Here is a 24059-nt window from a genome sequence, read left to right as displayed (position 1 = left end):
GCTAACTGTCAGTGCTGAGGGCTGGCGGGGCCACCTGCAGTGTCCATGGTGCCCGCGTTCAGGTTGCTCGGCTAGGCTCGGAACATGACGCGAGAGAACATCAGGACCCCCGACGGCGGCACTCTGGAGCTCTTTTCCACCGGTGCGGAACTGGCTTCCGCCGGTTCAGGCGTAGTGGTAGTCCCGCCGTCCCTCGTGACGGCTGCGGATTACACCAAGTTCGCGCAGAAGCTCAGCGCCGCCCTGGGCCGCCCGGTGCACACGTTCAACCGCCGCGGCCGTGGTTCATCGTCCCCGCAGCCGGAGGATTACACCCTGGACGTGGACATCCGCGACCTTGATACCGTGATGAAGTACACCTCCAGCACGGACGTCTTCGGACACAGCTTCGGCGGGGCCGTTGCGCTCCACGCGGCACGGACCCTGCCCGTGGAACGGCTCGCTGTCTACGATCCCGCCGTCTCGGTAAACCACAGCGTCAAGGCGGACTGGACTGCCGAATACGAGCGCGCCATTGCGGCCGGGGACGACGACCGCGCCCTCGCCGTCCTGCAGCGCGGCCTCGAAGCCGGCGGCGCCTTCTCGTCGCGGATGCCGCTCTCCATGCTGACCCTGGCCAACAAGCTCACCGCCGGCACGTCAGAGGGCAAGCAGCAGCGCGAACTGATGCGGACCGGCGTCCGTGAGATCAAGGCGATCATCGCCGCGGACATGCCGGCCGAGCCGTTCCTCGAACTGCCGCTCGAAACGCTGATCGTGGTGGGCGAAAAGAGCCCCGCGTACTTCGGGGTGGCCTGTGGCCAGATCCACGACGTCCTCTCCGGCTCCAGCTACACCATCCTGCCCGGCTTCGGCCACGACGGCGTCATCAAGGCCCCGGACAAGCTCATCAAGGAACTCGCCGACTTCTACGCCGGCTGACCCATCGCCCGGTGGCAGAGCCCGCCGAAACCCGTGGGGCTCAACAGGCTCGATCACCAAAGCTAGTGGGCGCCGTGGCCGGGGCCGGCACCTTCGGTTTTGCGCATCATGGCGGAGAGTACGACGGCGGCGAAGGCAATGACGGTCGCGGTCAGGAAGGCCGCGCTCATCCCCGCGACGAGGCCCGACGCCGCGGAGACTACCGCGAAGATGGACACCAGCAAGGCCGTGCCCGCGGCGCCGGCAACCTGCTGCGTAGTGCTCATGATCGCGGAGCCATGCGAGTAAAGGTGCGGCGGAAGCGGGTTCAGGCCGGTGGTGAACGCCGGAGTGAACAGCAGGGCCAGGCCGAAACTCAGCCCCACGTGAAGTGTGATGATCCACGTGACGGACGTACCGGCGTCGAGCATTGAAAACTGCCAAAGGGCCACCACCATCAGGACTGAACCGGTGACGGTGAGCGGCAGCGGTCCTACCTTGTCGAACAACCGGCCAATGACGGGGCCCAGCAGGCCCATTGCCAGGCCGCCGGGCAGCAGCGCCAGGCCGGTCTCGAGGGAGCCCAGGCCACGGATTTCCTGCAGGTACAGCGGCAGCAGGATGACGCCGCCGAATAGTGCCATCATGGCCACCACCATCAGCAGGACCGAGACCGTGAACATGCGGAAGTTGAACGCGCGCAGATCCAGCAGCGGAGCTTCGGCCTTCTGCAGGCGGAGCTGGCGGAGGACAAAGACCGCGAGGCTTGCGACGCCGATCACCAGCGCGGCGATCGCAACCACACCCGGCCCGGACTGGCCGCCGTGGCCGCCGCCGATCTGGCTAAGCCCGTAAACCAGGCCGCCGAATGCGGGGACGGTAAGAATGACCGAAAGGGCATCGAGCTTGGTCTTTTCGGTCTCGCCGATGTTGGTCAGGTACTTCGCGCCGATGGCGAGGGCGGCGAGGGCCACCGGGAGGACGAACACAAACATGAAGCGCCACGTGAAGTGCTCAAGGATCAGCCCGGAAACCGTGGGGCCCATGGCGGGTGCAACGGAAATGGCGATGCTGACGTTGCCCATCACGGCACCCCGCTTGGCCAGGGGGACCAAGGTGAGGATGGTAGTCATCAGCAAGGGCAGCATAATCGCGGTGCCGCCAGCCTGGACAATGCGCGCCAGCAGCAGGATCTCGAACCCGGGAGCCACTGCGGCAAGTGCAGTACCGCCGGCAAAAAGGCCCATGGCGAGCATGAACACTGCCCGGGTGGACAGGGTCTGCAGGATGAAACCCGTGGTGGGAATGACCACGGCCATGGTGAGCATAAAACCGGTGGAGAGCCACTGGACGGTGGGTGCGTCCACCTGGAGGTCCACCATGAGCCGCTGCAGGGCGACGTTCATGATGGTCTCGTTGAGGATCACCACAAACGTCGCCACCAGCAGCGTGCTGATGACCGTCACCGATTCGCGGGACATCTTCTCCGGCGCGGCGGGCTTGGTTCCTTCGGTTTGGACGGACTTGCCGCTGGCGTTCGGAGAGACTTCGGTAGACATGCGTGTTCCCTCAGGGAGTTGTGAAAGTGAGTGGTGCGCGGTCAATGCCGCTGCAGTCTCCAACACTCTACCGCTTGGAGTAATTCCTCCTCGCTGGATTTTTCTTGAACCCTGAGGGAACAACTGGGTTTTAGGCTGTCTGGCCCGCGTGCTCGCCCTCGGAAATCTCCTCGACCAGCTTGCTGTTAAACGCCGGAAGATCATCGGGATTGCGGCTGGTGACCAGGCCCTGGTCCACCACTACTTCTTCATCGGTCCAGTTGGCACCGGCATTCTTCAGGTCCGTTTGCAGTGTGTGGTAAGACGTGAGGTTCCGCCCGCGCACCACGCCGGCTTCGATAAGCAGCCAGGGTCCGTGGCAGATGGATGCCACCGGCTTGTGCTGTTCAAAGAAGCTTCTGGTGAAGGCCTGTGCATCCTTGTCCACCCGGAGGTGGTCGGCGTTAACAACGCCGCCAGGGAGCACCAGGGCGTCAAAGTCGCCCGCGTTCGCCTCGGCTACCGTCAGGTCGACGTCGAACGTGTCACCTTTGTCCGTGCCCTTGAACCCCTGCAGCTTTCCGCTCTTGGGCGCCACCAGGGTGGGCTGGCCGCCGGCCGCTTCCACTGCCTGCCACGGGCTGGTCAGTTCAATCTGCTCCACGCCGTCCGTCAGCAAAAATGCGACCTTCTTGCCTGCGATGCTTTGCTCTGCCATTTTTCCTCCTCATGTGAGGCAGCGTTCCGCGCGTTATTGAGGGCGTGAAATACCGCTTCGAGAGTTGTTTGCCTGACAGCTTCCAGCCTAGGAAAGCTGAAAGTAATAAGCAAGCTGACTATCTTTCGCGTGCTTTTGGCCGGCCCGAGGACCATTACGACGGCGGCAGCGAGCCTTTGCCCTGCACGTCAGCCAAGATGTCAATGCCTCGATAGAAGATTTTCGTATGGGAAAGGATCCGGCAGGTGGGACGGTAAGTGCGGCATCGCTGTTTCCTGCCGTGCCGGCTGCGCCGGTTCGTCCAACAGTCGCACCTTCAGGAATTGTCGGTGCCTCGATAGATGATGCTGGTATGGGAAACGCCGCGGGCACAGCAGGTGAGGAGAATCCTGCTGCCGCACTGATTTCTGCCGTTCAGACTGTGCCGGTTTGTCCATCAGCCGCACCCTCACAAAATGTCAGCGCCTCGATGGATGATGCTGGTATGGGAAACGGCGCGGGCACAGCACGGGTGATGGAAGGAATTCACACCTCCGTCGCGGGCCTGGACGCGCTGTTTTTTGAGGATGCCGCCCTGGCTACCGGTGCCAGTGCCGGCGCTGTTGTGGATGTGCTGCAGCGGCAGTATGAGATCCGGCTGGACCGGATGGCGGTCGTGAAGCAGCTCGAAGCCCAGCTCGCCGCGGTCAAGGCCCGGGACGCCGTCGATGCCGTCGAGATCCAGCACGCGATGACCCCGCCGGAAGCGCCAGTGCACGAGCGGACCTACGCCGAAATGTCCGCCATCGAGGAAATCGCCGGCGTCCTGACCATCAGCTCCCCCGCCGCCGGGGCACTCGTCACCCAGTCCCGCCAACTCTGCTCCATCCCCCTGGCCCTGGACGCCCTGTCCACCGGGACCATCTCCTTGCAGCACGCCAAAATCATCACCGACGAAACCGAAGGCCTCGGCCCCGCCGGCGCAATCGCGCTGGCCGCCCACTTCCTGGACCCGGACGCACCCAACCCGGCCCGCGGAGCGGCCGCGGGTGACCTCATCCCCGGACGCTTCCGGGCCAAAGTCCGCGGCTGGCGCGAACGCCACCACCCCGAAACCCTCGAAAAACGCCACAGCAAAAGCGCCGCGGACCGGCAGATGGAATACACCCCGGACCGTGACGGCATGGCGCGGGTCTCGCTCTACCTGCCCGCCGACACCGCATCCGCCATCTGGAACCGCACCACCGCCCTCGCCCGCGGCCTCCAAGGCCCCGACGAACCACGGTCAATGACACAATTACGCCCCGACATCGCCGCCCACCTGCTCCTCACCGCAGGACCAGCCCTCAGCCCCGCCCCGGAAACCAGCCCACGACAAAACATCACGGGCGAAGCCAACACAGAAACCACCGAAGACGGCTCCGATGGCCCGATCGGACGGGCCTCCCTGGCCGCGGCCGACACCAATGAAACGACCACCACCGCCGCCGGGCGCGAGGAAACCGCCGACCGCAGCGCTTACACGGATATCGCAAGCGTCCCAGTCCCGAACGCCCAAGTCCTGGTCACGGTTCCGGTGTTCGCGCTCCTCGGCCTCACCGACGAACCCGCAAACCTGGACGGCTACGGTCCCATCCCCGCCTCCATGGCCCGCATACTCGTCACCGAAGGGGCGAGCTCCTTCTACCGGGTGCTCGTCGACCCCCGGGACGGGGCACCACTGGAAATCGGCCGCACCAACTACCGGCTCACCAAAGCCATGAAACAAGCCATCCGCCTCAGAGACGGAAAATGCACCTTCCCCGGCTGCAACAACCCCTCCCTCGATAACGACACCGACCACCTCACCGCCTGGCACCACGGCGGAACCACCGGAATCAGCAACCTGGCCCAGCTATGCCCCAAGCACCACCGCCTGAAACACAACAGCTCCTGGACCCCCATATCAGCCACCCACAACGAACCACCCGGCTGGACCTCACCCACCGGACGCCACTACAAACCCGAACAACCCGACCCGGAACCATCACAATGGCCACCCGGACTCCTACCAACGGGCGGAACACCCAAGTTCCTGGATGCTGAAACGCCCAAGCGCCTGGCCGCCGAAACGGCAGGGCTTCTGGCCGCCGAAAAGAGCCCGTTGGAACACGCCCTTATGGAATTGTTAACCGGCTGAGGGGCCGTCCCGCGGCCGGGTTTCGACAGGCTCAACCACCGGAGGGGCTTCGTCCTGTGGGGAGGTTTCGACAGGCCCAACCACCGGAGGCGGTTGTTCCATGGCCGGGTATCGACAGGCCCAACCACCGGACGTGGGTTTGTCTTAGGGCAGGTTTCGACAAGCTCAACCGCCGGTGTTCAGCGGTGGTGCTCGATCAGCCAGCCAGCCATCTGCTGGGCGCGCTTGGCTGCCTGCATGTCGCGCTCGGTGGCGGAGATGATAGAGCCCTTCATCAGGATGTGCCACGACCGGGCAACTCGTCGGGCCGCTGGAGCCCGGCCTCTTCAGCCAGGGTCTGGACCTGTCCCCGGATTTTCGCGAGGTAGTCGATGCTGGCCTGGCCCAGTGGGTGGGCCGGGCCCATTTCCAGCAGGACATTGATGAAGGAGCCTGGCATTTAACCGAAAGCACTCCGCGAGCGTTACGGGCTGAGCCGGCCCAGCGACACGAAGAGCCCCCGCCAGCGCCAGGAACCGCTAAGAGCTCAGCGGCATATTATCGATGAGGCGCACCGGCCCCACCTTGGCCGCGATGAGCGCCAAGGCCTCGCCCCTGAACGGGGTCTCCCGGCAGTTTTCTGCCAGCGGCGCCAAAGTGTCCGGGTCCACCACGTCGAAGTAGTCCAGCGCCACCAGCGGCTGGGACTCCACCATCGCCTGTGCGGACTCAAGGTCCAGCGGCTCCCGCGCATTGGCCCGCTCCTCAAGCAGCCGCAACGCCCGCGACAGCACCAGCGCGGCCTCTCGCTCGTCGTCGGACAGGAAGCGGTTGCGGCTCGAAAGCGCCAGCCCGTCGGCTGACCGGACCGTGGGCACGCCCACAATTTCGACCGGAAAGTTCAGGTCCGCCACCATCCGCCGGACCAGCGCCAACTGCTGGGCATCCTTCTGGCCGAAGTAGGCACGGTAGGCCGGCAGGCCGCCTTGAACCCCCTTACCAGCGGGCAGTCCGGCACCGGGGATTCCGTAGTGCAGCAGCTTGGCCACCACGGTCAGGGCGCCGTCAAAGTGGCCTGGCCGGGAGGCTCCCTCCCACTTCTCCCCGAGCGCTCCGGACGTTATGCGCACCAGCGGCTCGCCGCCGGGATACACCTCCTCAACGGACGGGGCAAAGGCAAGATCCACGCCCTGCGCTTCCAGCAAAGCGAGGTCGGCGTCCAGGGTCCGCGGATAGCGGTCCAGGTCCGTGGCGTCGCCGAACTGCAGCGGGTTGACGAAGATCGTTGCCACCACCACGTCGTTCTGCTCGACGGCGGTACGCGCCAACGCGGCATGCCCCTCGTGCAGTGCACCCATAGTGGGCACGAGGCCTTGGGACCTGCCGCGTTTCCCAGTGAGGAGCCGGGCGCTCTCGGCATGCAGTTCCGCGACGGTTGTGACGAGTTTGATCGGCATTTTCAGTCTTTCTCCGGTTCCAGGGCCTTGCGCAGCTCCCCCAACTGGTCAGGTTTCAGCAGCCCCCGTCCCTCGGCGCGGAGGGCTGTGGCGCGTGCCATGGCAAGGTAAGCAGCCAGCACATCGCCCTGCGCGCCGCCGTCGAACTCCCGCAAGGCCTCCGCATGGGCTTGCACCGTTCCCACGTCGCCGCGCGCCACCGGCCCGGTGAGGGCGGACTCCCCCGACGCCAGCGCGTTCTCAAGGGTGGCCCGCAGCAGCGGACCCAGCATCCGCTCGGGCGCCTCCACTCCCACATCCTTCAGCAGCTCGGAAGCCTGCGCCACAAGGGTTACCAGATGGTTGGAAGCATGCGCCAGGGCCGCGTGGTAGAGCGTCCTGTCTGCCTCGGCAATGACCACGGGCTCCGCACCCATCTCCACCACCAGCGCCTGCGCAATCGGCAGCATGGCGGCATCCGCAGTGACGCCGAACGTGCAGTCGAGCAGGCGGGTCAGGTCCAGGCTCATCCCGGTGAAAGTCATCGCGGGATGCAGTGCCAGCGGGACGGCGCCGGCCGCACGCACCGGACGCAGCACGCCCACTCCGAACCGACCGGACGTGTGGGCAACCAGCTGACCCGGCTGCCACGCACCCAGTTTCGCCAGTCCGTCGACCAGGCCGGGCAGAGCGTCATCGGGCACTGCCAGCAGCACCAGCTCCGCCCGCTCCACGATTTCCTGGACTTCCAGCACCGGTACGCCGGGCAGCAGTGTCTCGGCACGTTCACGACTGGCATCGGAAACAGCTGAAACCCCGACGACGGCGTGTTCGGCCGCGCGGAGGGCCGCGCCGAGCACGGCACCCACCTTGCCCGCTCCGATGATTCCGACGCCGAGGCGTCCGGGCTTAGCCATGCTGCTGGCCTTTCTGTCTTGGGACTGGGGTTTCCTCGCGCCCAACCACCGGCTGAGGCGCAACGGCCCCGCTCGCCTCAACCACCGGCTCAGGCGCAACCGCCTCGCTCGGCTCAACCACCAGTGAGCTTGGGGCCACCTGGGCCAGCCATTGTTCGGTGGTTTGCCGCTTCCGTGCAAGCCTTGCGCGGGCGGACTGGGCGTCAAAAAGCTCGAGCGCCTGCTCCGTGCCGGCCTGCCGCAGACGCGGCGAAACGGGCCCCACAGTGGTGTGCAGCACCAGGTCAGCCACTCCGAAGCGGCGTGCGAGCGGGCCCTGGTGCAGGGCCATGGACTGGGTCCGCTGGTGCGGCACCATCACAAGCTCGCGCCACCAGCGGCCGGAACGGATCAGTAGGGCCGTGTCCGTCGCGGCATAACCGTTCCGGCGCCACCCCAGCGGCGCAAGCAGGCGGGCCCTGGCCGGCGTGCTGACGAAGCCGCCAACCGAATCCAGGCCATGGAGCCCAGCGCCGAAGACGGCGGCAGCATTGGGCGTGCCGGGATCCGGAAGGACCAGCGCGAGGATCGCCATTACGTCCTCCAGCTTCCCCACCGGCAGGAGCGTGGTCCGGGCAGAACCCTCGGCCGCGTTCTCGACGCCGCCGTAACCGGCTACGTTGACCTGGATGCGGTACCAGCCCAGCGCCCGCCACAACGGAGGCTGGGCCACCTTCAACGCCTGGATCCGGCCCGGCGGAAGCGTCTGCGCCTGGGTGTCCAGCAGCCCATAGCGCAGCCGGATGCCGTCCGGCGAGATGGCCGCCGTGAAGTTGTAACCCTTGTTGAACAGGTTCCAGTAGCTTGCCGCCAAACCCAAGGCAGCCGGAATCAGGTAGAAGTAGAAGCTGCGGTTGTCGGTGACCGCGGAAAGAACCACGGAAACCACGGCGCCAAGCATCACAAAAACGCTTTGCTCGCTGAGCAGCAGGGAACCGATAAGGCGCGACGGCGGCACTGCCAGTACCGGATATTCCGGCGCCTCGGGTGCCGGCCCGTCCGGGCGGGACGGGTCTGCGGCCACACCGGCCGCGCGGGCCAGGATGGTGGCGCGGAGTTGGCGGGCTTCGTCCATTGTGAGGTAGGCCAGGCGTACTGCCGACTCCCCCGCATCGGCCACCTCGAACTTGAGCTCGGCCAGCCCGAAGATCCGGGCCAGCAGGGGCTGCACAATGTCGATGGCCTGCACCCGGTCCAGCCGTGCCTGGCGCTGCTGCCGGAAAATGAAGCCCGTATTGACCCGGACATAGCCCCCGGAGACCTGGTACTTGGTGAAGTACCACGTGAGGATAAAACCGAGCACTGCGATGAGCAGCATGATTCCGCCCGCGGCCAGCAGCCACGGTGCCCGGCCGGCAAACTCATCCCCCAGGACGGGACGGCCCTGCAGGGCCCCCTCAAAAACGTCCCGGCCGAAGAAAAATCCGATCGCCGCCAGGGCCACCCAGCCACGCACAAAAGGCGACGCCGGGTGCACCCGCAGCCATTCGCCGTCGGCCGTGGTGCCTGGAACACCATGGGGAGCGGCTTTTTCGGGGGCAGGGGCAGTGCTGGGAGCGCCAGCCTCCGAATGCGGTCCCTCTGCGGTCACAGTCCAGCCAGCCTGGCTTCGCCGCGGGCCGCCAGCTGCTCCCGGAGGCGTGCGCCTTCCGCCGCGGGCAGCCCGGGGATGTAGGCGCGGGTGCCCGGCGAGGCGGTGTGGAGTTTCAGGGTGCAGAGGCCCAGCCCGCGCTCCACCGGCCCGACGCCGATGTCCACGTACTGCATCCGGCCGTAGGGGACGGTCATGGTGCGCTGGAAGAAGATGCCGGTCCTGATCAGCAGGTCGTCGTCCCGTTCGGCGTATCCAATGGCGCGCACCTGGCGCGGAATCAGCACCAGCCGCCACAGGGCCAGGACCAGCGCCACGGACGGCACCGTGGCGGCCAGCCACAGCGGCGGCCACGCCCATACATCAAGGAGGACAAACCCCAGGGGCAGTGACAACAGGAGCACCGTGACGAGGTTGGCCAGCGCCCACTCCACCAGCCGGACCGTGACGTATTTGGGCGATACCCGCTGCCAGACGATTCCGCGCGGGTCAATCGCCTCGGTACGCATATTCGCCTTCCCCCGTGGCTTCGCCACGCACCGGGCGGCCCGGCTTCCCGTCCGCACTGTTCGTGTCGCCGTCCTCCGGCGGGATCCGGCAAAACCGCTCCACCAGCAAGCCCACGACGATCATCACCAGTCCGCCTCCGGCCATCGCCAGCGCCAGCCAGGTAATGCCCTGGTTGCTGCGCAGGCTCCAGATCCGCAGCTGGTCCAGGAAGATCCCCACATGCCAGCCCAGCAGGACGGTGCCCGCATAGGCGCAAGCCTGCGCGAGCACCAGGGTCCGGGCCGCGAGGAGCGGATCGAGCACGGTTTTTTTACTGGTGCTGTTGGGTTTGTTGCTGTTGCGCCACCGCAGGATCCTGATGCCAAGGATCAGGGTGATGGCCACAATGACGCCCATGGTGGCCAGCGCGGTGGCCGGCAGGACGGGGGTTGCCATGCCATAGCGGCTGGTCACTACCGTGGCCGACCAGCCCGCTACGGCCAGGATGACGCCGATCAGCATCAGGCCCAACGGGTTGAGGGGTTTCATCGCTCCTCCACAGCTCCTGCCGTGGGCAGGCCGTCGAAGTCCCCGAAGCCGTCGAACAGGGCAAGGTCGCCGAAATCATCCGCGCGGGCGGCAAGGGTGCTGATGCGTTCGCCGTTCAGCGTGGCGGCGGGCTCGATCAATGACCAGGGGTACAGGACAAAGGCGCGGGTGGCCGCGCGGGGATGCGGAAGGGTGAGGGCAGGGTCATCGCTGCGCAGGTCGCCGTAAGTAATGATGTCGACGTCGAGCGTCCGCGGCCCCCAGCGCACCTCCCGCACGCGGTGGTGCTTGTTTTCCACTGACTGGCAGTGTTCCAGCAGTTCCTCCGGGGTGAGGCTGGTTTCGATGGTGACGACCATGTTCAGGAAGTCCGGCTGGCCGGCCGGGCCACCCACAGCTTTAGTCTGCACAATGGGAGACACCGCGAGGAGGCGGACCTCGGGCGGATCCACGAGGTCCGCGACGGCCTCGGTCAGGGTTTCGTTGCGCTCGCCAAGGTTGCTGCCCAGGGCCAGCACCGCCTTGGAATACCCGGAGTTCATGCGGCTTCCCCCTGCGCTGGTCTCTCTCCGTTGTCCCGGCCTGCATTGTCCCGGTCCCGGTCATTCCAGGCCCGGTGCACGGTGACCGCCACGTCGCCGAAGGGCACCTCGATGGGTGCCTGCGGTTTATGCACGGTGACGTCCACGGCCTGGAGCCGGAATTCGCTGAGCAGGCTGTCCGCGATCCGGACGGCCAGCGCCTCGATCAGGTTCAGCGGTTCCCCCGAAATCCACTCAGTAATACGCTGTGCAACCTCGCCGTAGTGCGCGGTGTCGCGGACGTCGTCCGATTCCGCCGCCTTGGTGAAGTCGAGGTACAGCACCGCGTCCACAACAAAGGGCTGGCCTTCTCGGCGTTCAAAATCAAAGACGCCGTGATGGCCGACGGCGGTGACACCGGTCAGCGTAATCCTGTCCATGGTGGGCCTACTGGCTGGTTCTTGGGGCTGCCATGCGCGCGGCAACCTTCACGGCGTCCAGGCTGGGGCCGACGTCGTGCACGCGCACTGCCCACGCACCCCGGTAGGCGCTGATGGCGGTAATGGCTGCGGTGGCGTCATCGCGTTCCTGCGGCGCGGCTGTCTTGCCGGCAACGGTCAGGAGGGTGCCGAGGAACCTCTTGCGGGAGGCGCCCACCAGGACTTTGTGGCCGAGGCTGTCCAGCTGGTCCAGGTTCTGCAGGAGTTCCCAGTTCTGGGCGTCGTTCTTGGCGAAACCCAGGCCCGGGTCGATGATGATCTGTTCCGGCCTGACGCCGGCGGCATAAAGCTTGTCCCGTACTCCGGCCAGTTCGGCGACCACTTCGCCGGCAACATCCTTGTACTCTGCGAGGGAGTTCATGGTGCGCGCGTCGCCGCGGCGGTGCGTGAGGATGTAGGGGGCCTTGGACGACGCCGCGAGCTCGGCCATTTCCGGTTCCATGGTGAGCCCGGAGACGTCGTTGATGATGGCCGCGCCGGCGTTCAGCGCGGCGGCGGCGGTGGAGGCGTGGATAGTGTCAATGCTGACCAGGGCGCCGGCCTTCACCAGCACCTCAATCACGGGGATCACCCGCCGCTGTTCCTCTTCCGGGCTGACGTCTTCTGCGCCGGGACGGGTGGATTCGCCTCCGACGTCGATGATGTCCGCTCCCGCGTAGAACATCCGCAGGCCCGCGGCAATGGCTGAATCCGCTGTGGCGTGCCGGCCGCCGTCGCTGAAGGAGTCCGGGGTGGCGTTGACGATGCCCATGACCAGCGTGCGGTCCGTGGGCAGGTCTTCGAAGCGGGCCACCGGGCGCGGTTTGCGCAGGATGGGCAGTGGCGAAGTTGCGGGGCCGGTTCCCGGCGCTGCAGCTAGTGAATCCATGGTCTGTTGATTACCTTCCGAGGATGAGGCTCATGGCCTCGGCACGGGTGGCCGGGTCATGAAGCTGCCCGCGGACCGCACTGGTGACGGTCTTCGCTCCGGGCTTGCGGATACCGCGCATGGACATGCACATGTGTTCGCATTCAACAACGACGATCGCGCCACGCGGCTTGAGGTAGCGGACCATCGCCTCGACGATCTCGGTGGTGAGGCGTTCCTGCACCTGCGGACGCCGGGCGTAGATATCCACGAGCCGGGCCAGCTTGCTCAGCCCGGTGACCTTGCCGTCATGCGAGGGAATGTAGCCCACGTGGGCCACGCCGTGAAACGGCACCAGGTGGTGCTCGCAGGTGGAGTAGAAGGGGATGTCCTTTACCAGGACCAGTTCCTCATGGTCGAGGTCGAAGGTGGTGGACAGGACCTCGGCGGGGTCATGACGCAGCCCGGCAAACACCTCGGCATAGGCCTTGGCCACCCGCTTGGGAGTGTCCACGAGGCCGCCGCGGTCCGGGTCTTCTCCAATGGCCAGGAGAATCTCGCGGACGGCTGCCTCTATCCGCGGCCGGTCCACCTTCTGGTGCTTTGAATGGTGGGCACCGCCCTCCGCCGGGGATCCGGCGGAGGCGGGAACGTCGTCGTCGTCGAAGTGAGTCACGTAAGAAAGCTTAGCCGCGGAGGGCCTCAGGCCCCGAGTCGGGGATGCCTCCCTGGAACTGAGCGTCTTCCGGAACTCCCTGGGGATGCGGCGGCTGGGCGTCCAGCGGCTCGTCCAGGCGCGCCTTTTTCGCTTCTTCCTGGGCTTCACGCTCAGCCCGCTCCTGGCGGGACTCCACGGGGCCCGCCATCTGCACCGGGCGGGTCTCCTTGGAGAGCCATACCTCGCGGAAGTCCCGCTTGCGGATGTCACGGAAGATATCGGCGATCTCAGCCTGGTTCAGCGTTTCGCGCTCCAGCAGTTCAAGGGCCAGCCGGTCCAGGACGTCCCGGTTCTCGATGACGATGGCGTAGGCCTCATCATGGGCCTGGTCGATGAGCCGGCGCACTTCCTCGTCCACCACGTAGGCGATCTGGTCGGAGTAGTTGCGCTCGTGGCCGGCGTCCCTGCCGAGGAAGGGTTCGCCACCGCCCTGGCCCAGCCGGACGGCGCCGACGCGTTCGCTCATGCCGTATTCGGTGACCATCTTGCGCGCGGTGCCGGTGGCCTTCTCGATGTCATTGGAGGCGCCGGTGGAGGGATCGTGGAAGACGATTTCCTCTGCCACGCGGCCGCCCATCGCGTAGGCCATCTGGTCCAGGAGCTCGTTGCGGGTCACGGAGTACTTGTCGTTCTCCGGGACCACCATGGTGTAGCCGAGGGCCCGGCCACGGGGAAGGATGGTGATCTTGGTGACCGGGGCGGAGTTCCGCAGCGCGGCCGCCACCAGGGCATGGCCACCTTCGTGGTAGGCGGTGATCTTGCGCTCGTGCTCCTTCATGACGCGGCTGCGCTTCTGCGGGCCGGCCATGACGCGGTCGATGGCCTCGTCCAGCGCGCGGTCATCGATCAGGTTGGCGTTGGAGCGGGCGGTGAGCAGCGCGGCCTCGTTGAGGACATTTGCGAGGTCGGCGCCGGTGTAGCCGGGCGTCTTCTTGGCAACGGCCTTGAGGTCCACGGTGGGTGCCATGGGCTTGCCCTTGGCGTGCACCTGCAGGATCTGGTCGCGGCCGATCAGGTCCGGCGCATCCACGCCAATCTGGCGGTCGAAGCGGCCCGGGCGCAGCAGCGCGGGGTCCAGCACGTCCGGCCGGTTGGTGGCGGCGATGAGGATGACGTTGGTCTTGACGTCGAAGCCGTCCATCTCCACCAGCAGCTGGTTCAGGGTCTGCTCGCGTTCATCGTTGCCGCCGCCGATGCCGGCACCGCGGTGGCGGCCGACGGCGTCGATCTCATCCACGAAGATGATGGCGGGAGAGTTGGCCTTGGCCTGTTCGAAGAGGTCGCGGACGCGGGAGGCGCCCACACCCACGAACATCTCCACGAAGTCCGAGCCGGAAATGGAGAAGAAGGGCACGCCTGCCTCGCCTGCGACAGCGCGGGCCAGGAGGGTCTTACCGGTACCCGGGGGGCCGTACAGCAGCACGCCCTTGGGGATCTTGGCGCCAACAGCCTGGAACTTGGCCGGTTCCTGCAGGAATTCCTTGATTTCCTGCAGTTCCTCCACAGCCTCATCAGAGCCTGCCACGTCAGCGAACGTCACCTGCGGCATGTCCTTGCTGACCATCTTGGCCTTGGACTTGCCGAACTGCATGATCTTGGAGCCGCCGCCCTGCATCCGGGTCATCAGGAACCAGAACAGCGCACCGAGCAGGATGACCGGAATCAGCAGCGAGAGCAGGCCGGAGAACCAGTTGCTTTCGATCGGCTGGTCCGTGTAGCCCTCGGCCGGCTTGGAATCGGTGACGGCCTTAACCACGTCCTGGGCGCGGGCGTCCACAAAGAAGAACTGGACGCTCTTGCCCTTGTCCTGCCCGTCCAGCTGGAGGTTGTCCTTCAGCACCAGGTCCACGCGGTTTTCGCCGTCGAAGATCTTTGCCTGCTCCACCTGGTTGCCGGCGAGCAGTTCAAGGCCCTTGTCAGTGTCGATCCGGGCTGCACCGCCGGGAGCGAGCGTTGCAAAGGCCACCAGGAGCATCCCGATCACAACGACGATCCAGATGCCCGGGCCCTTGAAGAAGTTCTTAGCTTTCATCTGTTCGGGGGCTGGCCCCGTCCCTCCTGGTAGTGCTGCACGGCGAGTACTCTGCGCGCGTGATGGTGCTGCGTCAGCTTCTAGCTATACACCGTCCGGAGTAGATCACGCATGGTGTGGGGCAAAAGTTCCCTCTGGGCGTAGCGGGCGCCACCTGCACGGGCGCAGCTATTGGGCCTGAACCCGGGGCCCGGCCACGGAGGCACGGGCAACCAGCGGGCAATTAAGGAGTACCGGTTCCGGGACAGAAGCACCCGGCAGCGGCGTTCCCTCCACCGTGCCAATCAGGCGCTCCACGGCCCAGGCGCCCATTTCATAGTGTGGCAGGGCAACGGTGGTAAGCCCGGGGTGCAGGTTGGCGGCGATCAGTTCCTGGTCGTCGAAGCCCACCACGGACAGGTCCGCGGGGATGGACAGGGCCAGCTCAGCGGCGGCGCGGTAGGCACCCATGGCCATGCGGTCGTTGTAGCAGAACAGGGCCGACGGCGGGATGTCGCCTTCGAGAATGCGGCGCGCGGCCTCGTAGCCGCCCTGCGCGTCAGACGAGGCTGCCTGCACGGGCGCCCCGCCGCCGTCGAGCCCTGCGCCGGCCAGTGTTTCGCGGAAGCCGCGCAGCCGCTCGAGGGTGGAGGGTGCGTCCACGGTGTTGTTGATGAAGCCGATGCGGGTGTGCCCGGCGGCGAGCAGGGTTTCGACGGCGGTGCGCGCGCCGCCGTACTCGTCCGGGACCACGGATGCGAATCCCCCTCCAGCGCTGACGGCATCAACGAGGACAGCCGGTACTTCGCCCAGGTTGGGCGGGGCTTCCACTGTCCGGTGATACATCGTGGCGTAGAGGATGCCGTCCACCTGCCGCTCAAGGAGCGCCTTCACGTCCGCTTCGCGGGATGCCGCGCCGGCAGTAGCGGAGGTGTTGATGACCATCAGGGTGTAGCCGCGGGCCCGGGCAGCATCATCAGCACCCAGGATGATGCGGCCGGCGTGCGGTGTGGTGGCGATGTCCTCGCTGACCAGGCCGAGCATCCCGGTACGCCGGCTGCGAAGGGCTTGCGCCAGGCGGTTGGGGCCATAGCCCAGTTGCTCGGCCGCGGACCGGACCTTGTTCCGGGTTTCAGCACTGACGCGCGCGTAGGCAACATCGTTCAGGACATGGGAGACGGTGGTGACGGACACTCCCGCGGCCATGGCCACGTCCTTGATGCCAATGTTGTTACGCAAGTTCGAGAAGGCGCAGCCTACTCGTAGACGTGCGGCGCGAGGGTGCCGACGAAGTCCAGGTTGCGGTACTTCTCGGCGTAGTCCAGGCCGTAGCCCACCACGAACTCGTTGGGAATGTCGTAACCCACGTACTTGACGTCGATCTCCACCTTGGCGGCGGTGGGCTTGCGGAAGGCGGTGCAGATTTCCACGGAGGCGGTGCCGCGGGATTCCAGGTTGGTCTTCAGCCAGGAGAGGGTGAGGCCGGAGTCGATGATGTCCTCCACGATCAGGACGTCCTTGCCCATCAGGTCCGTGTCCAGGTCCTTCAGGATGCGGACAACTCCCGAGGACTGGGTGCCGGAGCCGTAGGACGAAACAGCCATCCAGTCCATGGAGATGTGGCTGTGAAGTGCGCGGGCCAGGTCAGCCATCACCATCACAGCACCCTTGAGGACGCCCACAATGAGGATCTCGCGGCCCTCGTAGTCCTTGTCGATCTGTGCAGCGAGCTCGGTGATGCGCTGCTGGATCTGCTCCCTGCTGTAGAGAACGTGCTTGAGGTCTGCCTGGACGTCGTTTGAATCCACCAATGGCTCCTGTGTAGATGCGGGGTGCGACTATTTTGCGGGCGGTTTTTGAGGCCGGAATACTAGCTTCCCACAGCGTATGCCTTCGCGGTGAACGGGTGCGCGCTTATCGGCCCTGCTGGCACTGTCCGCGGCGGGGCTGCCCGGGACGCTGCTGTCCCCATCGGTGCTGTCCCGGGACGGGAGGTGTTCCAGCTGCGCGAGGGACAACCTGTAGACACTCACGCCCCCGGGCAGTTCCACCGGGCCGGCGGAGCCCTGCCGCCGCAGCAGCGCTTCGGCCGCCAAAAGGCGCTGGTAGCTGGGCTGCTGCCCGCCGACGTCGGCCGCTGCCTTCGCGATCACGCGGAACCTGATGGCGGGGGCCAGGCTGCGCAACGCGTCCTCCGGAAGGGTCAGTTCGGGGCCGTTCCGCTCCACGAGGGAGGTGAAGGTGCTTTCTGCCACTTCCTCCAGGTAGTCGGCGTCGAGCTGCAGGATAGAGGCTGTCCGGGCCAAGGATTCCGCGACGCCGGGCCCCAGCTTTTCCTCAAGGTGCGGCAGGACTTCCACGCGCGTGCGCGACCGGGCGAAGGCCGGATCCGAGTTGGTGGGATCGTGCCAAGGGTCCAGCTCCTCGGCTGCGCAGATCTCCTCCGTCTCGGCCCGGCGGAGTCCCAGGAAGGGCCGCAGCAGCTTGCCGCGGGCAGGCCTCATCCCGGCGATGGACCGGGTTCCGGACCCCCGGGCCAGGCCCAGGAGCACCTGTTCAGCCTGGTCGTCCAGGGTGTGGCCCAGCAGGATGGCGTCCGCGCCCTGGTTCCCGGCGGCCGCTTCAAGCGCTGCGTGCCGGGCTTCCCGCGCCGCGGCTTCGGGTCCTGTGCCGGCAGTGGCCACTGTCACCGTCCGGATTTCCACGGGGGCAAGGCCCAGTTCCTGCAGTACGCGGGCTGCCTGGGCCGCCACCTGGGCGGACCCCTCCTGCAACTGATGGTCCACCACCACGGCGCCCACCGTCACCGGGTGGCCGTCAACGTGGCCGCGGCGCGCGAAGTAGGCGGCCACTGCCGCCAAGGCCAGGGAGTCCGGTCCCCCGCTGCAGGCGACCAGGAGGTGCCGGGGGTAGCCGGCCTGCGCCAGCGCGTCCTGAAGCATTTTGCGGGCAGTGCCAACGACGGGCGCCAAACGGCCGGGCCGTCGTCGTCCGCTGCGCTGGACCGGCTCGCTGGGCTGGGCTGGCTCGCTGGGCCGGGCTGGCTGGCTGCGTTGGACTGGTTCGCTGGGCAGGGCTGGCTGGCTGGGCTGGACTGGTTCGCTCGGCAGTGCGGGCTGGCTGCGCTGGGCTGGCTGGCTGCGTTGGGGAACGGTGTTAATCAGAGCCCCATCCGCTCAAGCCACAGTTTGGCATCGTGGATTTCGGGCTCGGTAGGCAGGTGGTCCGCCGACTCCCACACCCGGTTGAAGCCTTCCATTCCCGCGACATCCACCACGGCACGCACGAACCGCGCGCCGTCGGAGTACTGGCGCATTTTGGCGTCCAGGCCCAAGAGGCTGCGAATGAACTTTTCGATGACGCCGCGGTCCTTGCCGCGATCGTTGAACCGCTGCCGGATGGTCTTCACCGACGGCACAATGCTGGCGTCCACGGCGTCCATCACCACGTTGGCGTGGCCTTCGAGGAGGCTCATCACGGCGGTGAGGTGTGAGATGGCGGCTTTCTCCTCGGGATCCTGCAGCAGGTCGAGGATGGCGCCGCGCCCGGGCGTATTTCCGTTCGCCGAGCGGTCCTTCAGCGAGCGGGCGGCGGCGGTGGCACGCTCCATCAGCGAATCGACATTGCCCAGCAGGTGCCCGCTGAGCTCGTCAATCTGCTGCAGCATGTGGTGCCGCAGCCAGGGCGCCGCAGCGAACTGGACCCGATGGGTCTGTTCGTGCAGACAGACCCAGAGGCGGAAATCCTCCGGGGTGACGTTCAGTTCCCGCTCGACGGCAACAATGTTGGGGGCAACCAGGAGCAGGCGTCCACCCGACGGCGCGCTGGAACCCTCCGCGAGCGCCGCGAACGGATCGTACTGGCCAAGGACCTTGCTGGACAGGAAGGCCAGGACAGCACCCAGCTGGCTGCCGGTGATGGCGCCGCTGACACTCGCGGCCCCCGGGCTCAACGAACCGCGCCTGCTTTCGAGCATCTTTTCCATGGCGGGCTTCAGCATCACGGCGAAGCTTTGGGTGTTGGCCTTGGCCCAGGAGGCGCGGTCCACCACCAGCACGGTGGAATCCCGGAGATTCCGTGCCGCTTCCAGCCCCGTGATCTCGTGGACATGCTCCACCGAGGCGTCGGCGAGGCTGCGCAGGCTCTCCACGGCGTCACCGATAGCGCCATGGTTCAAGACCGGCCCGGCGGGAGCCAACCGCGCGGCCGTGGAGGCGGCAAGGTCCCAGTTGATCAGGGACGAGGCCTGGCTGGACAACGTTTGTGCTGACGACTCACCTGCAGTGGACTCCATAGGTCCCATCAGAACACAGCAGGCTGTGGATAGTCCTTAAGTTCGCTGACCGGCGAACCACCGCGCAGCCTCCAACACCGACAGCCGGCTCACAGGAACGCAAAAGCCGAACCCAAACTGCCGAATTTCCAGCCCGCTTGGACTGCCCGGGCCCGCATGAGCGGTGCTGGCCGGCACCGCTCATGCGGGGCAGAACCGCCCTCACCCACCGCAGGCTTTCGCGGCCGCCGTCGTGATGGCTGCCCTGCCGGGCACCACTGCCACCGCCGCTGCCACCGCCGCTGCCACCGCCACTGCTACCGCCGCTGTTGCCGCCGGACCTGCAACGCAGCCGTCAAGGGTTCAATCCGTCAGTACCGCCGCACCAGACCTGCAGGCGGTCGAGCCGGCATGCCGGGAGTCCTAGCGGCGGTACAGCACCAGCCGGGAAGAGCACCAGCGGCAGCACCAAAACCACCGCTACCGGCAGCCGCAGGCGGCGAGCGCCGTGGCAGCCCGGTCCAATGCCACCTTGTTGCCGGCGGCGCCCGGCGTGAGGCCGTTGCCGATGAAGGAGAAGACCAGGAGGCGGCCGTCAGAGTCCACCACGTAACCGCTGAGCGCCAGCACCGTGTTCAGGGTGCCGGTCTTGGCCCTGACCAGGCCTGCACCCCGGGCTGTTGAGTCTTCGCCGTAACGAGCGTCCAGCGTGCCGGTGAGGCCGGCCACGGGGAAGCCGTCCAGTGCGGCGCGCAACCGGCTGTCCGGGCCTGCAGCGATGGCCCGCACCACCTCGGAGAACTGGCGGGCTGAGACCCGGTTGTCCATAGCCAGGCCGCACACATCCACAAGTTTGATGCCGTCGACGGAAATTCCGGCTTCGGTGAGCTGCGCGCGGACAGCGGCCGTGGCGCCATCGTTGCTGCCCGGTCCGCCTGCCGCTACCGATGCCATCCGTCCCAACACTTCCGCAAGGTAGTTGTCCGAGGCCTGCAGCATGAGGTCCACCTGCTCGCCCACCGTTGCCGACTGCGCCTCAGCCAGGACTGCCGGCTCCGGGGATTCCTCACCGCCTGACTGCGTGGAGCGGGGTGAACGTTCGACGGCGGCCGCCACGGCCAGCCCCGCGGCTTCGCCTGCCGTCCGCAGCCGGGCCGCGAATTCCTCCGCCGCCGTGGTTGCCGCATCCTGCGGACGCGGGCCGGTGGTGACGGCGGGATCGTAGCGGGCCGAGTTCATGGCCAAGGGATACACGGGCGCCACTTCCCCGGCAGCCACATCCCCGCTCTCCCACGCCGGGTTAAGGGCAGGGCCGGCGAAGATAGAATCGTCCACCAGCACTTTAAGCTCACCGGCGGTGCCCGCAGCCTTCAGCGTCTCCACAGTCCGGGCAGCCAGCGTCGCCAGGCCGGCGTGGCCCATCACCTGGCCTCCGTTCGACTCCCCGGCTCCGAGGAGGACGTCGCCGCCGCCCACCAGCACCACCTGCCCGGCTTCCGGACCTTCCACCACCGAGGTGGTGAAGCGATGCTCCGGACCGAGGGAGCGGAGCGCCGCCACCGCCGTCAGCAGCTTCATGTTCGAGGCCGGCACCCTGCTCTCGGAACCGCCGCGGTCAAAGAGGACCTGCCCGGTCAGCCCATCCTGCACCAGCCCCGTAAAGCTCCCGCCGCCGTCGGCCTTCAACAGCGGCTCCACCTGGGCAGTGACATTGGACGCGAGCGGGAGGTTCGCTGAGGGATCCAGCGGTGCAAGTCCGCGTGCGGGTGACAGTGTGGCGGGAGCCTGCTGCCATTCCGGCGCTGGCGGAGCGGGGGCAGGAGCCTCCGGCCCCAGGAAGCCGGGGGCAACCAGCAGGGCCCCGGGGACGATGAGGACCACCAGGAGGGCCGCCAGCACAACGGAAGGCCAGCACCGTTTCAGGGCCGCGACCGCGCCGCGGAGACCGTGGCGGGCACGGTCAGGCCATGGTTCCGCGGCAGTTGGTTTGGTCATGCTGGTGCTGGTCCTCAAGTCCTGAAATGTCCCCACAAGTTCCTGATTCCAGGGCCTCTCGCTATATCCTCAATAGTAGTCGGCGGCACGGACACTCCCTTTAGTGGGCCGTAAAGTGTGCCGCGAACCCCCTGCAATTGCCGAGGAGCATTCCATGAAGCATGACGTGACCATCGAGATCCCCAAGGGATCGCGCGTCAAGTACGAAGTTGACCACGAGACCGGCCGCGTCCGCCTGGACCGCGTCCTCTTCACCTCCATGCAGTACCCCACGCACTACGGATACTTCGAGAACACCCTCGGCGAGGACGGCGACCCGTTGGACGCGCTGGTGCTCCTGCAGGACTTCGACCTGCACCCCGGCGTGATTGTTGAGTCCCGCCCCATCGGCGTTTTCAACATGACTGACGACGGCGGCGGAGACGCTAAGGTCCTCTGCGTTCCCGTGGATGCCCGCTTTGACCACATCCAGGAAGTCAGCGACGTCAACGAGTTCCTGATCAAGGAGATCGAGCACTTCTTCACCCGCTACAAGGACCTGGAGCCGGGCAAGTGGGTCAAGGCCGAGGGCTGGGGCGACCGCGCCGCCGCCGAAGCCGAGCTGGAAGCCTCCATCAAGCGCTACGTGCCCACCGGCCACTGACATAACAGCAACGCGGGGTCACTTCCCGCCCATTCCGGCCGCCGGATTGGGCCGGAAGCGACCCCGCGTTGTGGTTAAGGTGAAGGGTGAGTTTGCAGCCTGCTTTTAACCCGCCTTGCGGTCCTGTTACCGGCTGGTGCGACGGGGACGTCGTCCGGGCCACCGGAATTCCTTACGCCAAGGCGGCGCGTTTCCAGCCTCCCGTACCTGCCGCGGACTGGACCCAACCGTTTGCGGCAAGCTCCCCCGCCCCCGCTTGCCCGCAGGGGCCGGTGCCGTTCCTCGACGACGTCCTGGGCACCCGCTACGGGGAGCTTCCGGGCAGCGAGGACTGCCAGAACCTCTCCGTCACCATGCCCGCCGATCTTGCTGCAGGTGAGCGGCTGCCGGTGATGGTCTGGATCCACGGCGGTTCCTACACCACCGGCTCCGGCGACCTGGCCATCTTCGACCCGGCGGCGCTCGTGGCCGAAAACCGGGTGGTGGTGGTTTCGGTGACCTACCGGCTGGGGCTGTTCGGCTTCCTGGCCACGCGGTCGGGCCGCCCGGGCAACCTGGGCCTGCTGGACCAGCTCGAGGCCTTCCGCTGGGTGCAGCGGAACGTTGCGGCATTCGGCGGCGATCCGGGCTGTGTGACAGCCTTTGGGCAGTCCGCCGGCGGCGATGCCATCGCCCACCTCATGGCCACCCCTGATGCACCCCGGCTGTTCCAGCGGGCCATCATCCAAAGTGCCCCGCTGGGCATATCCCGCGGCAGGGCAAAAATGAACCATGCGATGGGCATCGCGGCCGAGGCGGTTACTGAAGACACTCCGGCCATGGAGGTCGTGGAGCGGGAGGACCACGTGGCGCAGGTGGCCCGGAAGTTCGGCATGCTGGCCGCCATGCCTTTCGGCACCCAATACGGGCACGCGCCGCTGCCGGAGGAATCAGGCATCGAGGCCGCGTGGGACCGTTCCGCACCGGGCATAGAGGTCCTGATCGGGCACACGTCCGAGGAGGCGCGGCTGTTCCTGCCGCGCAGCCCGTACCTGAAGCGGCTGGCCCGGATTCCGCTGCTGGGGACCCCCGCCATCAGGGCCATTGACTGGGTGGTCACCGAGACCGTCTACGGCAGGGCGGCGCGAAAATTCGCCCGGCGCCATGCCAGGGCGGGCGGAAAAGCCCACCGGTACGTACTGAGCTGGCATGCACCCGGCAACATTTTCGGTGCTGCCCACACCGTCGACCTCCCGCTCCTCTTCGGGAACCGGAACACGTGGGACGGTGTCGGACTGATCGCCGGCGCCGGCTGGCAGGACGTGGACGACGTCGGGCGGCAGGTGCGGGCCTTGTGGGCAGCTTTCGCCCGGGGAGACTCCCTCCGCAAGAAGGGCGGGATCCCGGGCGCGCTGGCGTACAGGGCGGAGCACCAATGGGCTGACGCCCGTCAGGTTGCCGGGGCGGCCCAGGGCAGCCAGAGGTAAAGTCTGGTCACGTGAGAACGCTCGGGGTGGACCTTGCCGCGGCCCCCAAAAAGACAGCCGTCGCGGTCATAGAGTGGGAGCAGGGCTCCGCGCGGCTGATACACCTCACCCTCAACGTGGCTGACCAGGACATCGTGGACCTCTTTGGCGCCACGGATATGACGGGCATTGATTGCCCCGTCGGCTGGCCGCAGGCGCTGGTCCCGTTCCTCACCGGACACCTGAACTTCGACGCCGGCCCGGTCCTGGCATACGACGGCATCGCGGGCCGGCGCCTGCTGGCATACCGGGACACGGACCGGTTCGTCACCGAGCGGACCGGCCTGATTCCCCTCAGTGTCTCGGCAGACCGGCTCGCGCACCCGGCCATGCGCTGCGCGGTCATCCAGGCAAAGATCGCAGCACTCCACGGCCCCCAGCCGCGGGACGGCTCCGGCAAGCTGGCCGAGGTCTACCCCGCTGCGTCACTCAAGCTCTGGGGCCTGGCTGCCCGCGGCTACAAAGGACGCGGCACCACCGAAGCCGAACGCCTGTCGGTGCTGCTTGGAAGCCTGCGGGAGCAGGCGCCGTGGCTGGACTTAGCTGGCAACGAGGACCGGCTGGCCGGCTCGGACGACCTGTTTGACGCCGTCGTCGCTGCCCTCACCGCCCGTGCAGCCGCCGTCGGGCTGACCCTGCCGCCTGACAATGATCACGCCGCAGCCGCCCGCAAAGAAGGGTGGATCCATCTGCCCGCCGGTGGCCTCGACGGACTGCCGGACCAGGAGTGAG

22 protein-coding genes and 1 pseudogene are annotated in these 24059 nt (G+C 66.9%); 5 read left to right on the top strand and 18 right to left on the bottom strand.

Features of this window, described 5'->3' with window-relative positions; translation table 11 throughout:
- Positions 1–84: 84 nt before the first annotated feature.
- Positions 85–921 (top strand): alpha/beta fold hydrolase, encoded by an 837-nt coding sequence (locus tag FBY31_RS15375; protein ID WP_142042796.1) that lies wholly within the window; start codon positions 85–87, stop codon positions 919–921.
- Positions 922–983: 62 nt separating this feature from the next.
- On the opposite strand, the gene FBY31_RS15370 is transcribed toward FBY31_RS15375, so the two are convergent.
- Positions 984–2459, bottom strand: a complete 1476-nt coding sequence (locus tag FBY31_RS15370) for a DHA2 family efflux MFS transporter permease subunit (protein ID WP_142042793.1) — start codon at positions 2457–2459, stop codon at positions 984–986.
- Positions 2460–2589: 130 nt separating this feature from the next.
- A complete protein-coding gene (locus tag FBY31_RS15365) occupies positions 2590–3156 on the bottom strand; it encodes a type 1 glutamine amidotransferase domain-containing protein (RefSeq protein WP_142042790.1) in 567 nt (188 codons plus the stop codon).
- A 484-nt stretch (positions 3157–3640) separates the two neighbouring features.
- Between FBY31_RS15365 and FBY31_RS15360 the strand changes: the two genes are divergently transcribed.
- Positions 3641–5314 carry an HNH endonuclease signature motif containing protein gene (locus FBY31_RS15360; protein WP_142042787.1) on the top strand — a complete coding sequence of 558 codons (1674 nt, stop codon included), beginning with the start codon at positions 3641–3643 and terminating at the stop codon, positions 5312–5314.
- A 179-nt stretch (positions 5315–5493) separates the two neighbouring features.
- Here the strand turns inward: FBY31_RS15360 and FBY31_RS15355 are convergent.
- The 16 genes and pseudogenes from FBY31_RS15355 to dacB all read right to left on the bottom strand — a co-directional run.
- Positions 5494–5744, bottom strand: a pseudogene (locus FBY31_RS15355) (TetR/AcrR family transcriptional regulator); the annotation flags it as partial.
- 88 nt (positions 5745–5832) lie between these two features.
- Positions 5833–6750: a pantoate--beta-alanine ligase gene (gene panC / locus FBY31_RS15350; RefSeq protein WP_142042784.1), complete on the bottom strand. Its 918-nt coding sequence runs from the start codon at positions 6748–6750 to the stop codon at positions 5833–5835.
- Between the two features lie 2 nt (positions 6751–6752).
- On the bottom strand, positions 6753–7646 hold the full coding sequence (locus FBY31_RS15345; RefSeq protein WP_142042779.1) for a Rossmann-like and DUF2520 domain-containing protein: 894 nt from the start codon (positions 7644–7646) through the stop codon (positions 6753–6755).
- A complete protein-coding gene (locus FBY31_RS15340; protein WP_142042777.1) occupies positions 7639–9276 on the bottom strand; it encodes a PH domain-containing protein in 1638 nt (545 codons plus the stop codon). Before FBY31_RS15340 ends, FBY31_RS15345 begins: the two co-directional genes overlap by 8 nt.
- Positions 9273–9785: a PH domain-containing protein gene (locus FBY31_RS15335; protein ID WP_142042774.1), complete on the bottom strand. Its 513-nt coding sequence runs from the start codon at positions 9783–9785 to the stop codon at positions 9273–9275. The genes FBY31_RS15340 and FBY31_RS15335 overlap by 4 nt, the downstream gene beginning before the upstream one ends.
- Entirely contained in the window at positions 9766–10314 is a 549-nt protein-coding gene (locus tag FBY31_RS15330; protein WP_142042771.1) for a DUF3180 domain-containing protein, read from the bottom strand. Before FBY31_RS15330 ends, FBY31_RS15335 begins: the two co-directional genes overlap by 20 nt.
- On the bottom strand, positions 10311–10856 hold the full coding sequence (gene folK / locus FBY31_RS15325; RefSeq protein ID WP_142042769.1) for a 2-amino-4-hydroxy-6-hydroxymethyldihydropteridine diphosphokinase: 546 nt from the start codon (positions 10854–10856) through the stop codon (positions 10311–10313). The genes FBY31_RS15330 and folK overlap by 4 nt, the downstream gene beginning before the upstream one ends.
- Positions 10853–11275, bottom strand: a complete 423-nt coding sequence (folB, locus tag FBY31_RS15320) for a dihydroneopterin aldolase (protein ID WP_142042766.1) — start codon at positions 11273–11275, stop codon at positions 10853–10855. The genes folK and folB overlap by 4 nt, the downstream gene beginning before the upstream one ends.
- A 7-nt stretch (positions 11276–11282) precedes the next feature.
- The gene (folP, locus tag FBY31_RS15315; protein ID WP_142042763.1) at positions 11283–12203 is read right to left on the bottom strand and encodes a dihydropteroate synthase; all 921 of its coding nucleotides are present in this window, start codon (positions 12201–12203) and stop codon (positions 11283–11285) included.
- A gap of 10 nt (positions 12204–12213) precedes the next feature.
- The gene (gene folE / locus FBY31_RS15310) at positions 12214–12858 is read right to left on the bottom strand and encodes a GTP cyclohydrolase I FolE (RefSeq protein ID WP_142042761.1); all 645 of its coding nucleotides are present in this window, start codon (positions 12856–12858) and stop codon (positions 12214–12216) included.
- 10 nt (positions 12859–12868) lie between these two features.
- Positions 12869–14932, bottom strand: a complete 2064-nt coding sequence (gene ftsH / locus FBY31_RS15305) for an ATP-dependent zinc metalloprotease FtsH (RefSeq protein WP_142042758.1) — start codon at positions 14930–14932, stop codon at positions 12869–12871.
- Between the two features lie 168 nt (positions 14933–15100).
- Complete coding sequence (locus FBY31_RS15300) at positions 15101–16150, bottom strand: LacI family DNA-binding transcriptional regulator (RefSeq protein ID WP_268815648.1); 1050 nt, start codon at positions 16148–16150, stop codon at positions 15101–15103.
- Positions 16151–16167: 17 nt separating this feature from the next.
- A complete protein-coding gene (hpt, locus tag FBY31_RS15295; RefSeq protein ID WP_142042755.1) occupies positions 16168–16719 on the bottom strand; it encodes a hypoxanthine phosphoribosyltransferase in 552 nt (183 codons plus the stop codon).
- A 30-nt stretch (positions 16720–16749) separates the two neighbouring features.
- The gene (gene tilS, locus FBY31_RS15290) at positions 16750–17853 is read right to left on the bottom strand and encodes a tRNA lysidine(34) synthetase TilS (RefSeq protein ID WP_142042752.1); all 1104 of its coding nucleotides are present in this window, start codon (positions 17851–17853) and stop codon (positions 16750–16752) included.
- A 218-nt stretch (positions 17854–18071) separates the two neighbouring features.
- A complete protein-coding gene (locus FBY31_RS15285; RefSeq protein ID WP_142042749.1) occupies positions 18072–19205 on the bottom strand; it encodes a zinc-dependent metalloprotease in 1134 nt (377 codons plus the stop codon).
- 459 nt (positions 19206–19664) lie between these two features.
- Positions 19665–21179 carry a D-alanyl-D-alanine carboxypeptidase/D-alanyl-D-alanine endopeptidase gene (dacB, locus tag FBY31_RS15280; protein WP_142042747.1) on the bottom strand — a complete coding sequence of 505 codons (1515 nt, stop codon included), beginning with the start codon at positions 21177–21179 and terminating at the stop codon, positions 19665–19667.
- Positions 21180–21333: 154 nt separating this feature from the next.
- Between dacB and FBY31_RS15275 the strand changes: the two genes are divergently transcribed.
- The 3 genes from FBY31_RS15275 to FBY31_RS15265 all read left to right on the top strand — a co-directional run bounded on the left by FBY31_RS15275 (position 21334) and on the right by FBY31_RS15265 (position 24058).
- Complete coding sequence (locus FBY31_RS15275) at positions 21334–21822, top strand: inorganic diphosphatase (protein WP_142042744.1); 489 nt, start codon at positions 21334–21336, stop codon at positions 21820–21822.
- An 86-nt stretch (positions 21823–21908) separates the two neighbouring features.
- The gene (locus tag FBY31_RS15270) at positions 21909–23288 is read left to right on the top strand and encodes a carboxylesterase family protein (RefSeq protein WP_442858181.1); all 1380 of its coding nucleotides are present in this window, start codon (positions 21909–21911) and stop codon (positions 23286–23288) included.
- An 11-nt stretch (positions 23289–23299) separates the two neighbouring features.
- Positions 23300–24058, top strand: a complete 759-nt coding sequence (locus FBY31_RS15265; RefSeq protein WP_142042741.1) for a DUF429 domain-containing protein — start codon at positions 23300–23302, stop codon at positions 24056–24058.
- Position 24059 lies beyond the last annotated feature (1 nt).

Source organism: Arthrobacter sp. SLBN-100 (assembly GCF_006715305.1).
Taxonomy (GTDB): Bacteria; Actinomycetota; Actinomycetes; order Actinomycetales; family Micrococcaceae; genus Arthrobacter.
Note: the sequence above shows the minus strand (reverse complement) of the source record. Positions and strands in the feature narration are given on the sequence as shown.